This is a genomic window from Nonomuraea sp. NPDC049624, assembly GCF_040675255.1.
GTDB lineage: Bacteria > Actinomycetota > Actinomycetes > Streptosporangiales > Streptosporangiaceae > Nonomuraea.
The window spans coordinates 191,725-204,474 of the sequence record NZ_JBFAOR010000006.1 but is presented as its reverse complement, the minus strand read 5'-3'; the positions used below and the strand labels follow the sequence as shown (position 1 = coordinate 204,474).

General features: G+C 73.8%; 12 protein-coding genes. 4 read left to right on the top strand and 8 right to left on the bottom strand.

Annotation, left to right across the window (positions count from 1 at the left end):
* Positions 1 to 149: 149 nt before the first annotated feature.
* The 3 genes from AB0J76_RS25615 to AB0J76_RS25605 are packed head-to-tail and all read left to right on the top strand — an operon-like array spanning position 150 to position 2,045.
* Positions 150 to 551 carry a TraR/DksA C4-type zinc finger protein gene (locus AB0J76_RS25615; protein WP_352324926.1) on the top strand — a complete coding sequence of 134 codons (402 nt, stop codon included), beginning with the start codon at positions 150 to 152 and terminating at the stop codon, positions 549 to 551.
* A gap of 26 nt (positions 552 to 577) precedes the next feature.
* Complete coding sequence (gene lspA / locus AB0J76_RS25610; RefSeq protein WP_352324927.1) at positions 578 to 1,123, top strand: signal peptidase II; 546 nt, start codon at positions 578 to 580, stop codon at positions 1,121 to 1,123.
* Entirely contained in the window at positions 1,116 to 2,045 is a 930-nt protein-coding gene (locus tag AB0J76_RS25605; RefSeq protein ID WP_352324908.1) for an RluA family pseudouridine synthase, read from the top strand. The genes lspA and AB0J76_RS25605 overlap by 8 nt, the downstream gene beginning before the upstream one ends.
* A gap of 8 nt (positions 2,046 to 2,053) precedes the next feature.
* On the opposite strand, the gene AB0J76_RS25600 is transcribed toward AB0J76_RS25605, so the two are convergent.
* Genes AB0J76_RS25600 through AB0J76_RS25575 form a run of 6 tightly spaced genes read right to left on the bottom strand, consistent with a single transcriptional unit; the run spans position 2,054 to position 8,800 of the window.
* The gene (locus tag AB0J76_RS25600) at positions 2,054 to 3,352 is read right to left on the bottom strand and encodes a protein kinase (RefSeq protein WP_352324910.1); all 1,299 of its coding nucleotides are present in this window, start codon (positions 3,350 to 3,352) and stop codon (positions 2,054 to 2,056) included.
* A gap of 9 nt (positions 3,353 to 3,361) precedes the next feature.
* Positions 3,362 to 3,673, bottom strand: coding sequence for an AzlD domain-containing protein (locus tag AB0J76_RS25595; protein WP_352324911.1), 312 nt, complete (start codon positions 3,671 to 3,673; stop codon positions 3,362 to 3,364).
* Positions 3,670 to 4,332 (bottom strand): AzlC family ABC transporter permease, encoded by a 663-nt coding sequence (locus AB0J76_RS25590; RefSeq protein WP_352324912.1) that lies wholly within the window; start codon positions 4,330 to 4,332, stop codon positions 3,670 to 3,672. The genes AB0J76_RS25595 and AB0J76_RS25590 overlap by 4 nt, the downstream gene beginning before the upstream one ends.
* A 10-nt stretch (positions 4,333 to 4,342) precedes the next feature.
* Positions 4,343 to 5,206 (bottom strand): AraC family transcriptional regulator, encoded by an 864-nt coding sequence (locus AB0J76_RS25585; protein ID WP_352324913.1) that lies wholly within the window; start codon positions 5,204 to 5,206, stop codon positions 4,343 to 4,345.
* Positions 5,203 to 6,951 (bottom strand): protein kinase, encoded by a 1,749-nt coding sequence (locus tag AB0J76_RS25580; protein WP_352324915.1) that lies wholly within the window; start codon positions 6,949 to 6,951, stop codon positions 5,203 to 5,205. Before AB0J76_RS25580 ends, AB0J76_RS25585 begins: the two co-directional genes overlap by 4 nt.
* Before the next feature lie 10 nt (positions 6,952 to 6,961).
* Positions 6,962 to 8,800, bottom strand: coding sequence for a serine/threonine-protein kinase (locus AB0J76_RS25575; RefSeq protein WP_352324916.1), 1,839 nt, complete (start codon positions 8,798 to 8,800; stop codon positions 6,962 to 6,964).
* A gap of 286 nt (positions 8,801 to 9,086) precedes the next feature.
* On the opposite strand from AB0J76_RS25575, the gene AB0J76_RS25570 reads away from it, so the two are divergent.
* The gene (locus AB0J76_RS25570) at positions 9,087 to 9,977 is read left to right on the top strand and encodes a chorismate mutase (protein ID WP_352324917.1); all 891 of its coding nucleotides are present in this window, start codon (positions 9,087 to 9,089) and stop codon (positions 9,975 to 9,977) included.
* 77 nt (positions 9,978 to 10,054) lie between these two features.
* Here the strand turns inward: AB0J76_RS25570 and AB0J76_RS25565 are convergent, their stop codons facing one another.
* Positions 10,055 to 11,191 (bottom strand): SGNH/GDSL hydrolase family protein, encoded by a 1,137-nt coding sequence (locus AB0J76_RS25565; protein ID WP_352324918.1) that lies wholly within the window; start codon positions 11,189 to 11,191, stop codon positions 10,055 to 10,057.
* Positions 11,192 to 11,380: 189 nt separating this feature from the next.
* A complete protein-coding gene (locus AB0J76_RS25560; RefSeq protein WP_352324919.1) occupies positions 11,381 to 12,742 on the bottom strand; it encodes an amino acid permease in 1,362 nt (453 codons plus the stop codon).
* Between the last annotated feature and the right edge of the window lie 8 nt (positions 12,743 to 12,750).

The window sequence follows — 12,750 nt, the reverse complement described above, 5'->3', positions numbered from 1 at the left end:
AGGAGGAAATTTGTGGGAATGGACGTCCCCGGGGAGGAGTTGAACGGGCGAGGCGGGATAGTACGGGTGAGGTAAACCATCCGGCGGGTCGTTTGCCGTTCCGTTATGAGGATCCTAAGCTGCCCGCACCATTCACGGCCTTGATCAGCATGGAGGCAGCCATGGCGGCAGTCACGCAGACCGCTACACCGTCGATGTGGTCGGAAGAGGAGCTGGCCGAGGTACGCGGCCGGCTGCGGACCGAGATCGACGAGCTCGAGGCCGACATCCTCCGCCACGAGTCGGAGATAGCCTCTGGTGACGTGACCCAGGGCGCGGGCGACGACCAGGCGGACGCCGGCGCCAAGACGTACGAGCGCGAACGCGAGATCGCCCTTACCCTGAATGCGCGCGATCTGGTCGCGCAGAACGAACGTGCGATCGCCAGGATCGACGCAGGGACCTATGGAGTGTGCGAATCGTGCCACAAGCCGATCGGCAAGGAACGTCTTCAGGCGTTCCCGAGGGCGACGCTGTGCGTGGCCTGCAAGCAGAAGGAGGAACGCCGCTAGGCAGGCCACGCGGACGTCTCCTCGCGATCCTCACCTCGCTGGCGGTCGTCGTCTACGCGGCTGACCTGATCAGCAAGACGATCGTGCTGCGAACGCTCGAAGGCAAGGCGCCGCTCGTCGTCCTCCAGGACGTCCTGCAGTTCCGGGTGATCTTCAACTCGGGCGCGGCGTTCAGCATCGGCACGGGGATGACGTTCGTGTTCACGTTCATCGCGGCGGGCGTGGTGGTGGCGATCGTGCGCACCGCGCGCAAGCTCCACAGCCTGCCGTGGGCGATCACCCTCGGGCTGCTCCTCGGCGGGGCGCTCGGCAACCTGACCGACAGGCTGCTGCGCTACCCGTCGGGGTTCGGCCGCTCGACGCAGCTCCAGGGGCACGTCGTGGACTTCATCGAGGTGCTGCCCGGGCACTTCCCGGTGATCGACTACTTCCCGGTGTTCAACGTCGCCGACTCGGCGATCGTCTGCGGCGGCATCCTGGCGGTGCTGCTGGCCTGGCGCAACGTGCAGATCGACGGCACCAGGGAGACCGACACCACCGCGGGGACCGGGAAGGAGCCCCAGGATGGCTGAGCGGCGGAGTCTGCCCGTCCCCGACGGGCTGGAGGGCGAGCGCGTCGACGCGGCGATCTCGCGGCTGTTCGGCTTCTCGCGCACCCGCGCGGCCGAGCTGATCGCCGCCGGCGAGGTGCAGGTCGACGGCGGGCAGCCGGCCAAGTCCGACCGCGTGCACGCCGGCGCCTGGCTGGAGGTGACGCTGCCGCCCCCGGTCAGCACGCCGATGCCGGTGGCCGAGCCGGTGCCCGGCATGACGATCGTCTACGAGGACGACGACATCATCGTGGTCAACAAGCCGATCGGGGTGGCCGCCCATCCCACCGTCGGCTGGACCGGCCCGACCGTGATCGGCGGCCTGCTCGGCGCCGGCCACACGATCGCCACCAGCGGCGCGGCCGAGCGGCAGGGCATCGTCCACCGGCTCGACGCCAACACCACGGGCGCGATGGCCGTGGCCAAGAGCGAGCACGCGTACTCGGCGCTGAAGCGGGCCTTCAAGGAACGCACGGTCGACAAGCGCTACCACGCGCTGGTCCAGGGCCACCCCGACCCGTTCAGGGGCACCGTCGACGCGCCCATCGACCGCCACCCCTCGGGCGAGGGCAAGTTCGCCGTGGTCGCGGGCGGCAAGCCGTCGGTCACCCACTACGACACGATCGAGGCGTTCCGGGCGGCCTCGCTGCTCGACATCAAGCTGGAGACCGGCCGTACGCACCAGATCCGCGTGCACATGTCGGCCCTGCGCCACCCCTGCGTCGGCGACATGCTCTACGGCGCCGACCCCACGCTCGCGGCCCGGCTGGGCGTCACCCGGCAGTGGTTGCACGCGGTCTCGCTCGGCTTCGAGCACCCGGCCACCGGCGAGTGGATGTCCTTCAGCACCGACTACCCCGAGGACCTGCAGAAGGCGCTCGACGCCGTCGCCGCCGACACCTGAGCCGGCCGCTACTCCTCGCCGTCCTGCGACGGGTCGACCTGGCCGGGGGTCCTGGAGGGGGCGTCGTCCTTCTTGTCCTCCTGCTCGTCCCGCTGGGCCGCCGACCTGGTCGGCGTCGGCTTCTTCGCCGGGGACTTCGCGGGGGTGCTGGTCCGTTCACCGCTGGTGGGCGAGGGGGCGCTGCGCCGGGGCGCGGCGGACCGCGAGGGAGGCGAGGTCGCGGGGGCGGGCTCGGAGTCGGTGACGGCGGTCTTCGGCGCGTCCGTCGGGGCGTCGGTCGGGGCGTCGCTGCCGGGCGGGGTGACGACCGCCGGGATCGTCGGGGCGCGGCCCTGCACCGGCTGGTCCGACTGCTTCGTCCACCAGGCCGCGCCGCCGGTGACCAGGCCCACGAGCAGCGCGCCCGCCGCGATGGCCAGGATCGGCGTCCTGCGCGGACGGCGTACGGCCATGGGGGGCACCGGCACCGGGCCGGTCTGCTCCAGCGGCCCGCCGGTCAGGACCAGTCTCAGCCGCTGCTCGGCCTCCTCCAGCGACATGCGCTGCGCGGGGTTCTTGCGCAGCAGCCCGAGCAGCACGGGGGCGAGCACGCCCGCGCGGGCCAGCGGTTCCGGCTCGGCGTGCATGACCGCGCCGAGCGTGGCCAGGGCGTTGTCCCGGTGGAAGGGGGAGTGGCCCTCGACCGCCATGTACAGCGTCACGCCCAGCGACCACAGGTCGGAGGCGGGCCTGGCCTGGCCGCCGGCCGCCCGTTCCGGGGCCATGAAGGCGGGGGTGCCGATGAGGATGCCGGTCCTGGTGACGGGGGCCTCGTCCTCGGTGGTGGCGATGCCGAAGTCGGTGAGCACCGCCCGGCCGTCCTCGGTCAGCAGCACGTTGTCGGGCTTGACGTCACGGTGCAGCACGCCCGCCGCGTGCGCGGCGCGCAGCGCCTCCAGCAGTTGCAACCCGATGGCGGCGACCTTGGCCGGCGGCAGCGGGCCGTCGGCGCGGATGGTCTCGCCCAAGGTACGGGAGTGCACGAGCTGCATGACGATCCACGGATGCCCGCCCTCCTCCAGCACGTCGTAGACGGCCGCCACCCCCGGATGCGCCACCCGGCCGGCCGCCCGCGCCTCGCGGAACGTGCGCACGGCGAACACCTCGCGCTCAGGGCCGCTCAGGTCCGGCGGCGGCAGCACCTCCTTGACGGCCACGTCACGGCCGAGCACCTCGTCGTGCGCCTGCCACACGGTTCCCATACCGCCCTGGCCGATCGTCCTGAGCAGCCGGTAGCGGCCACCGACCATCCCCGCAGAATCGGACATGCACGGCGACTACCCAAGAAACATCCGGGCAAGCGCGGTGACGACGGCCGCCGCCGCCAGGATCACCAGGAACGGCGCCCGCAGCACCAGGGCGACCACGGCCGCCACCAGCCCCGCCGTACGCGCCGGGTCGAACGCGAGCCTGCCCTGCTCGGTGAACATCTGCACCGCGATCAGCGCCGACAGCAGCGCCACGGGCACCAGCTCGGCGAACCTGCGCACCGCCGGATGGTCCAGCACCCGGCGCGGCGCGGCCAGCCCGGCCAGCTTGAGCGCGTAGCAGCCGAGGCAGACCGCGACGATCGCCCACCACACCGTCATCGCACCATCACCGCCAGCACCGCGACCGCCGACAGCAGCACCGGCACGCCCGGCGGGAAGAACGGGCTGGCCGCCAGCGCGACCGCCGCCCCGGCCACCGCCAGCACCCGCAGCCGCCCGCTGCCGGCCAGCCGCGGCCACAGGATGGCCAGGAAGGTGGCCGGGCCCACGGCGTCGAGCCCGAGCACCCGCGGGTCGCCCAGGAAGGACGTGCCGACCGCGCCGGCCAGGGTGGTGAGGTTCCAGGTGACGTACAGGCTGGCGAAGGTGGTGAGGAAGCCGGTGCGCGCCGACGGCTCGTCCGGCTGGGCCAGCGTGACGGCCGTGGTCTCGTCGATCACGCCGTGGGCGGCCAGCAGCCGGCGCGGGCCGCGGACGTTCAGCAGGTCGGCCAGGCGCAGGCCGTAAAGGGTGTTGCGGCCGCCGAGCAGCAGCGCGCCCGCGGCCGCGGCCGTCAGGTCGCCGCCCGCGCCGATCGCCCCGGCCAGCGCGAACTGCGAGGCGCCGGTGAAGGCCAGCAGGCTCAGCACGCACGCCTGGGGCACGCTGAGCCCGGCGGTGATCGCCGCCGCGCCGAACGCGAGACCGGACAACCCCACGGCCAGACCCACACCGAGGCCGTCACGCACCGCGGCGGAACGGCGAGTTGTCGTTTCCATGGGAAACAGCTTATGAACTGGGCAAATATCCGGTCTTGTACGTTCCTGCGGCCTTTTGGTAGGCGGCGGGTGGCACGCCCACGACGCGCTTGAAGTGCCGGTTCAGGTGGGCCTGGTCGGTGAAGCCCACGTCCGCCGCCACCTGCGCCGGACGTACCCCCTCAAGGAGCAGCCGGCGGGCCTGCCGCACACGCAGCGAGGTGAGATAGGCGTGCGGCGGCAGGCCCGTCACGGCCTTGAACGCGCGCAGCAGCGGGAACGGCCGCACCCCCACCGCCGCCGCCAGCGCCTCCAGCGTCGGCGGGTCGAGCAGGCTCTCGTGCAGCAGCGCCATCGCCTCGCGCACCGCCCGCCGGCCCGCGCCCGGCGGGCTCGCGTCCGGCCTGGGCGCGGCGTGCCTGCTCAGCAGCCGGGCGAACAGCGTGCGCGACAACGTGGAGGCGGCCAGCGCGTCGCCGCGCTCGGCCGCCTGGTGCGCCCGCCCGAGCAGCGCCGCCACCTCCGGGTCGCGCACCACCTGCTGAGGGAAGTACGGGGTGGCCAGGGGCGCGTCGAGCTCGGCCGCGATCCCGGCCAGCGCCTCGACCGACGGATACAACATCCGGTACGCCCACCCGCCCGGCGTGCCCGCCTGGCCGGTGTGCACCGAGTCCGGGTTGACCAGCACCAGCTCGCCCGCGCCCGCCCGGTGCAGGGTGCCGCGGTAGTCGAACTCCTCCACGCCCGCCACGATCAGCCCGATGGCGTACCCGTCGTGGACGTGCCGGGAGAAGCGGTGGGTGACGTAGCGGGCCTTGAGCAGGTCGGTCTCGGGGACCGCCGGATGCCGCCAGAACCGGGCCCGCTCGCGCTCGCCGTCGTGCTCCGGCGTCATTCCGGGCGGAAGGTCTTGACGAAGGTGTCGAACCAGTGCCGGTCGGCGGCCCAGCGGGAGTCGAGGGTCTCCCAGTACAGGGCGTACGGGCGGCCGGCCGCGGTGTGGAAGCCGCGGTTGATGACGTGGATGAGCTGCCCCTTGCGCATCTGGGTGAACTCCCAGTCGGAGGCGCGCAGGCCGAGGTATTCGGTGGGGGTGATGCCGATCCTGGTGTAGTGGTCGAACTCGCCCTTGGCCTTGATCTCCTTCTCCAGGCCGAGCCAGTGCTGTTGCGGGTCCTTCCACGGGATGTCGGGGACGGTCCACTCGACGATCATCGCGCCGGGGGTGCCGGGGCCGGACAGGCGGATGCTGTCCCTGGTGGGGTTCTTGGCGGCGGTCCAGGTCTTGGGGATGGCCATGGAGAAGTGGCCGGCGGCGCTGGTGAAGGGCCGCCAGCCGGCGGGCACCGCCGGGGCCGTGGCGGTCGGCTCGCCGGTGGGTTCGCCGGTGGGTTCCTCGGTCGGCTGCGGGCTCGGCTCGGGCGTCGGGGACTTCGACGGGGACTTCGACGGCGGTGTCGAGGGGGCGGGGACCGGTTCGCCGGTGGCGGGCGGCTGGGCGCCGGCCGTCGGGGTGGGCGTGGCGGACCCTGACAACCGGTCGTAGAGCAGCACGCCGCCGCCGCCCAGGAGCGCCAGGGCGGCCACCGTGGCGGGCACCGCGATCCACATCGTCCGGCCGCGCCGCCGCGGGTCTCCCGGGACCGTCCGGTGCGGCGGCCGCGCGTCGCCGGTGACGGGCTGCGCTCCCTGCGGCGGCGGGTAAGGGCCGCTGGGGGCGGCGGGCGGGCCGTGCGGGGGTCGGCCTTGGGGGTACGGGCCGGGGGCGGCGGGAGTCGGGGCGGGGGCCGGGAAGGGGGCCGACCACATGGGGGTCTGGTCGGCCAGCAGCGGCTGGCCGGTCGCCACCTGGTGGAGCAGCCGCGCCGCCTCGCCGGCCGGCATCCTGGCCGCCGGGTCGCGCCGCAGCAGCCCCATGACGACCGGCTGCAACGCCCCCGCCCGCACGGGCGGTTCGGGCTCGTCGCGCAGCACCGCCGCCACCGTGGCCGCCCACGAGTCGCGCTTGAACGGCGGCCGCCCCTCCACCGCCGCGTACAGGGTGGCCCCCAGCGACCATAGGTCGGACTCCGGACGGGTGGCCTCGCCGTTGAGCCGCTCCGGCGGCATGTACGCCGGGGTGCCCACCAGCCCGCCGGTCGCCGTCAGCCCCGACTCGGCCTCCAGCGCGGCGATGCCGAAATCGGTCAGCACGACCCTGCCGTCGTCGGCCAGCAGCACGTTCTCGGGCTTCACGTCACGATGGAGCACCCCGGTGGCGTGGGCGGCCCGCAGCGCGTCGAGCACCCGGCCGCCGACCATCGCCACCAGCGCCGCCGGCAGCGGCCCGCGCTCGCCGATCACCTCGGCCAGCGAACGGGACCGGACGAGCTGCATCACGATCCACGGCCGCCCGTCCTCCTCGACGACGTCATGGATGACGATCACCGACGGGTGGTCGAGGCGGCCGGCCGCCCTGGCCTCCCTGATGGTCCTGCGGTTGAGGTCGGCCCGCTTGGCGTCGCCGACGCCCGTGTAGCGGACCTCCTTGATCGCCACCGTACGGTCGAGCAGCTCGTCGTAGGCACGCCAGACCACCCCCATGCCGCCCTCCCCGAGGGGCTCGATGAGGCGATACCGGTTGCTGACCTGCCTTTCCACGCAGGGAAGCCTACTTGGCGGGTTTGAAGGTCGCGGCGAAGCCCTCGAAGAAGTGGTAGTCCTTCTTCCAGTGGCTGTTGAGGGTGTGCCAGTAGATGGCGTACGCCTTCCCGTTCTCGGTGATGAAGCCGCGGTCGCGCACCCGGGTCTTGCCCGTGTTGGTGTTCCAGGTGAAGTCCCAGTCGGCGGCGGCCTTCATGTAGTCGACCTTCTTGATGCCGATCTTCTTGTAGCCGCCGAAGTTGTGCTTGAGCGACGGCTCCTGCTTCTTCCAGTCCTTGTACGGGTCCTTGCCGGGCTTGGCCGCCTCCTCGATCATCAGGTAGGCGTTCGAGGCCGCGCCGGGGCCCTTGAACTTGACCTGCCGGCCGCCGCGGTCCCAGACGTCCCAGCCCTTGGGCAGCCCGATGGAGAAGCCGAGCTCCTTGTCCTTGTACATCTTCCAGCCGCTGGGCAGCGGGTCGGCGTCCTCGGTCTTGTCCGGCGTGGCCGAGGGCGAGGAGGACGGCGAGGAGGACGGCGTGCTCGTGGCCGGCGGTTTCGACTCGGTGCCCGAGGCGGGCGCGGACGTCGAGGTGTGGGCCTTGGCCGACTGCCTGGCCTGCGGCGGCCTGGCGGAGTGGTCCTCGGGGGCCGAGCGCAGGCCGAGATAGCCGCCGACCCCGGCGACCAGCACGACCGCCGCGGCGGCCAGCGCGATCGGCCCGAACTTGCGGCCCTCCTGGCGGCTGCCCACCGTGGGCTCGCCGGTGGGCTCGTCGGGAAGCGCGGAGTCCCTGGTCGCGGGCGGGATCCGGCGGCCGGTCCCGACGGGCGGCGGCGTGCCGGCGGCCCTGCTCCTCGGCGTGGGCGCGGTCCGGGGCGCGGGCCTCGGCGTGGTCCGGGGCGTGGTGCGGGGGGCGGACCTGGGCGGGGGGACGGCCAGGTCGGGGTCGGTCGGGGTGTCGTCCTCGTCCTCGACGGGATCCGGGGCGGGGACGGCGGCGCGCAGCTTCCGGCTGGGGAACCGCCTGGTCTCCGCCGGGCTCGACGCGGTGGCGGCTTCGCGCAGCATCCGCGCGGCCTCCTCGTACGTCAGGCGCTGCACCGGCTCCTTGACCAGCAGCCCGCTGATCACCCCGGCCAGCGGCCCGGCGTGCGGCGCGGGGTCGGGCTCGTCGGTCAGGACGGCGTGCATGGTGGCCAGCGCCATGCCGCGCTCGTGCGGCGAGCGGCCCTCCACGGCCGTGTAGAGCGTCGCGCCCAGCGACCACAGGTCGGACTCGCGGCGCGCGGGCAGCCCCTTGAGCCGCTCGGGCGCGATGAAGGCGGGGGTGCCCGCCAGGCCCGTCACGGTGAGCTGCGTCTCGGTCTCCAGCGTGGCGATGCCGAAGTCGGTCAGCACGACCCTGCCGTCGTCGGCCAGCAGCACGTTCTCGGGCTTGACGTCGCGATGGAGCACCCCGGCCTCGTGCGCCCGGTGCAGCGCGTCGAGCACGGCGACGCCGATCTCGGCCACCCGCTCGGGCGGCAGCGGCCCCTCCTGCTTGATCACCGCCCCCAGGGAGCGCGACTGGACCAGCTGCATGACGATCCAGGGCCGGCCGTCCTCCTCGATCACGTCGTGGACGACGATCACGTTGGGGTGCTCGAACCTGGCCGCGGCCCGCGCCTCGCGCATCGTGCGCCGGTTGAGCAGCTGCACCTCGTCGCCCAGGGCAGCGGCGTAGCGGACTTCCTTGATGGCGACGGTGCGGTCGAGGAGCTCGTCGTGGGCGCGCCAGACGATGCCCATGCCGCCCTTGCCGATGGGCTCCAGCAGCTCGTACCGGCCGGCGATGCGGCGTCCGTCCTGCTTGCGATCCGACATCAACGGCCTCAAACCCTCCCTCTCGGCCAAGAAATACTCCCATAGCGAGGGATCATCGGCGACTCGCCGGAAGGTCAGTCCGCCATATGAGAAGGAACGTCCAGCAGGTGGAGGCGGGTGTAAGGTTTCAGACATGACTTGTCGCTACACCTTTACCGAGCCGGCTCCGGGAGGGCCGGTCGTCAGCTAGCGACCACCTGGAGTCGGCACAAGGCAGAGACGCCCCGTCTCTGCCTTTTTGGTTTTCCTGCCGGCTTCGCTGGGCCGGCCCGAGTGGGGAGTCGAGATGACAACGACCTTGGAGCGGCACATGGTGACGATCGGCGGGCTGCGCGTGGGCCACGGCCCGGCCGTGGTGATCGGCGGGCGGGTGAGCCTGCGCCCGCATCGCGGGCAGGTCGACGCGCGTGAGGCGCTGGGGGAGCGGGCCACGCTGGTGGAGCCGTACTCGGCGGCCGACCTGCCGGCGATCGCGGCGCTGGCCGACGCCGTGGTGGTGGGGGCCACGTGGACGCGTGACATCCCGCTGGTGCGGGCCGCGGCCGGGCTCGGGCTGCCGGTGGTGGTCGAGCGGCGGCCGTCGGCGTCGGTGGAGGAATGGGTGGGCCTGGCCGGCTACTGCGCCGCCGAGGGGAACGATCAAGTGGTCCTGTGCGAGGGGGGCCGGCTCGACCTCGGGGTGCTGCGGGCGGCGCGGGCCGCGTCGGGGCGTCCGGTGCTGGCCGACGTCTCGCGCGACCCGGGGCTGGCGGCGGCGGCCGTGGCGGCGGGCGCCGACGGCCTCGTGGTCGCCGGGCCCGCCGGTACCGGCGGCTCCGGCGCGGCCGGGCGGGCGGAGGAGGCTGCGGACGTGCGGGCGGCCGAGGAGGCCGTGACGCTGGTCGGCGCGTTGTTGCGGCCCGAGTCGCCGGCGACGCTGGCCGAGTGCCGGGAGGCGATCGACCGGGTCGACGCGGCGCTGGCCACCCTCCTGGAGCGGCGCGCCGCCCTGGCGGGGGTCGTGCAGCGGCTCAAGCCGGTGGGCGGGTTCGCGGGGCGCGACCTGGCGCGGGAGCGGGCGCTGGTGGCGCGGATGGCGGCGCGGGCGCCCCAGCTGGGCGAGGAGCGGCTGGCGTCCGTCATGAACGCCGTCATCGAGGCGGGCCTCCACCTGGCCGAGGAACGCGCCCGCTCCTGAACCCCGGTGCGCCGGCCCCGCCGACGGCGTGTGGCGGCGGGGCGGCGGCGGCCTGCCGAGGGCGGGCCGCCCGCGGCTCAGGGGGTGGTGAGGCGGTAGTTGTGCAACGGGCGGCCGGGGCCGGCGGCGATCTGCTGGTTGATCAGCTCGGCGAAGCGGCGGTAGCCGTCGCCGGTGGGGTGGAAGCTGCGGGCGTTGACGGTCAGCGGGTCCATGTCCACGGCCAGGCTGTTGAGGTACGGCTGCGGCGTGCCGGCCTCGTGGCCGGTGAACGCCTCGTAGGCGTCGACGTACTCGACGCTGCCGGGGGCGCCGAGGCCGGCCAGGCCGCGGTCGTGCTCGGCCGTGACGGCGCCCACCGTGTCGTTGAGCCGGCGCGTGACGGTGTTGAGCCACCGCTGGTCGGCCACGCTCAGGTTGTCGACCGTGCGGACCGGCGAGACGGGGAACGGCCTGGGGTAGCCGAGGACGATGACCCGGGCCCCCGGCGCGCGGGCGCGCAGCTCGCCGAGCACCCTGGTCAGGCTGGGCCGCAGCTCGGCGATGCGCCGGGCGACGGCGGCGTCCTGGTTGACGCAGGCCGACGACCAGGGCAGCTTGACGATGCACCCGGTCAGGACGTCGGTGAACCCGGCGTCGTTGCCGCCGATGCTCAGCGTCACCAGGCTGGCCGACGGGCCGACGCGGGTGATCTGGGGCTGTTGGCCGTACTGGCCGGACAGGAGCTGGCGGGTGGTGGCGCCGCTGCAGGCGTAGAAGGCGCTGCCGCCGGTGAACGGGTGGGCCTGCGCCACCAGCGGGACGTAGGAGCCGCGGGCGCGGTGGCAGCGGTCGGCGCCGTCGTTGACGGGGCCGGCGTCCTGCTCATAGACGCCCTCGCCGGAGGAGTAGGAGTCGCCGAGCGCGACGTACGTGCCGCTCAGCGCGGCCTGGACGGGCGTCAGCCGGGTCAGCCGCGGCAGCCGGCCGCGCGGCTCCTGGAGCGGCCCGCAGCCGGGGGAGAGCACGGCGCAGGCGAGCTTCGGGTAGACGCCCAGCGGCACGCCGATCAGCGCGAGCGCGGCTCCCACCGCCGCAGCCGCCGCCACGACCCGCCACACCTGCCGCCCCCGCCCCCGCCGCTCCGCCCCGACCCCGACCGGGGCTGCGGGCTCGACGGCGGGCCCACTGGACGGCCCGGTTGCGGGCCCGGGGGCGGACACGGGGGCGGGCACGGTGAGGGGCATGGTGGCGGGCCCAGGGGCGGACACGGCGAGGGGCCCGGTTGCGGGCTCGGGCTCCGCGGTGTGCGGCGGCCCGGCGACGGGGACGGCGGTCGCCGCCCAGCCGAGCGCGGGATCGAGTGTGTCGTCCAGCTTGTCCAGTGTGGCCTCCCCCGAGCGGCGACTCCTGCCCGGACGAGACTAACCCGCCTCCCGCGCGGCCGCCCGCGTCCGGCGGCGGCGTACCACCAGCCAGCCGAGCGCGATGCCCGCGACCAGGGCCGGGATGAGGAAGAAGGCCACCCGCTGATCGCGGTCGGCGAACGGCATCAGCAGGATCACCAGCGCCAGGAACCCGAGCGTCAGCCAGTTGGTGTACGGCGAGCCCGGCATGGGGAACGCCGACCGGTGCCCGGTGGCGCGCAGCCGGGTCTGGCAGTGGACCAGCACGCCCCACGTGGTGATCACCCCGAGCGAGGCGACCGCCGTGGCGATGTTGAAGGCGCGCTCGGGCAGGTAGTAGAACAGCGCCACGCCGCCGAGGAACATGGCCGCGGTGAACACGATCCCGCCGATCGGCACGTGCCGGGAGCTGAGCGTGGCGGCGAAGGCGGGGGCCTCCCGCTTGGTGGCCATCGACCGCAGGATGCGGCCGGTGGCGTACAGGCCCGAGTTGCAGGACGAGAGCGCGGCCGTGATCACCACGAGGTTCATCGCGTCGGCCGCCCAGGGCACCCCGAGCCCGGCGAAGAACGTGACGAACGGCGAGGTGCCGGCGCTGTAGGCCGTCCAGGGCAGGACCATCGCCAGCAGCAGCACCGAGCCCACGTAGAAGATCGCGATGCGCCAGACCACGCCGTTGATCGCCCGCGGCATGACCTCGTGCGGCCGGGCGGTCTCGCCGGCGGTGATGCCGACCAGCTCGATCGAGGCGTAGGCGAACACCACCGACTGCAGGCTCATCAGCACCAGCGGGAAGCCGGTGGGGAAGAAGCCGCCGTGCGCGACCAGGTTGCGCGGCCCGGCGTCGCCGACGGTGAAGACCACCAGCACCAGCGCGACCACCAGGAAGATCACGATGGCCAGCACCTTGAGCATCGCGAACCAGAACTCCAGCTCGCCGAACACGCGCACCGACAGCAGGTTGACCGCCAGCACGAACCCCAGCGCGAGCAGCGCGGTCAGCCACTGGGGGAATCCGCCGGCCCAGTAGTGGACGTAGGCGGCGATGGCGGTCAGTTCGGCGATGCCGGTGAAGGCCCAGTTGACCCAGTACATCCAGCCGCTGGCGAAGGCCGCCCACGGGCCGATGAACTCGCCGGCGTACTCGACGAAGGAGCCCGAGGCCGGGCGGTAGAGCACCAGCTCGCCGAGCGCCCGCATGACGAAGAAGGCGGCCAGCCCGGCGGTGGCGTAGGAGAGCACGAGCGCGGGCCCGGTGGCGGCCAGGCGGCCGCCCGCGCCGAGGAAGAGGCCGACCCCGATCGCGCCGCCGATCGCGATCATCTGGATCTGGCGGTTGCCCAGCGCGTGGCTGTACCCCTCGTCGGACTGCGTGCGCACCCGGTGTC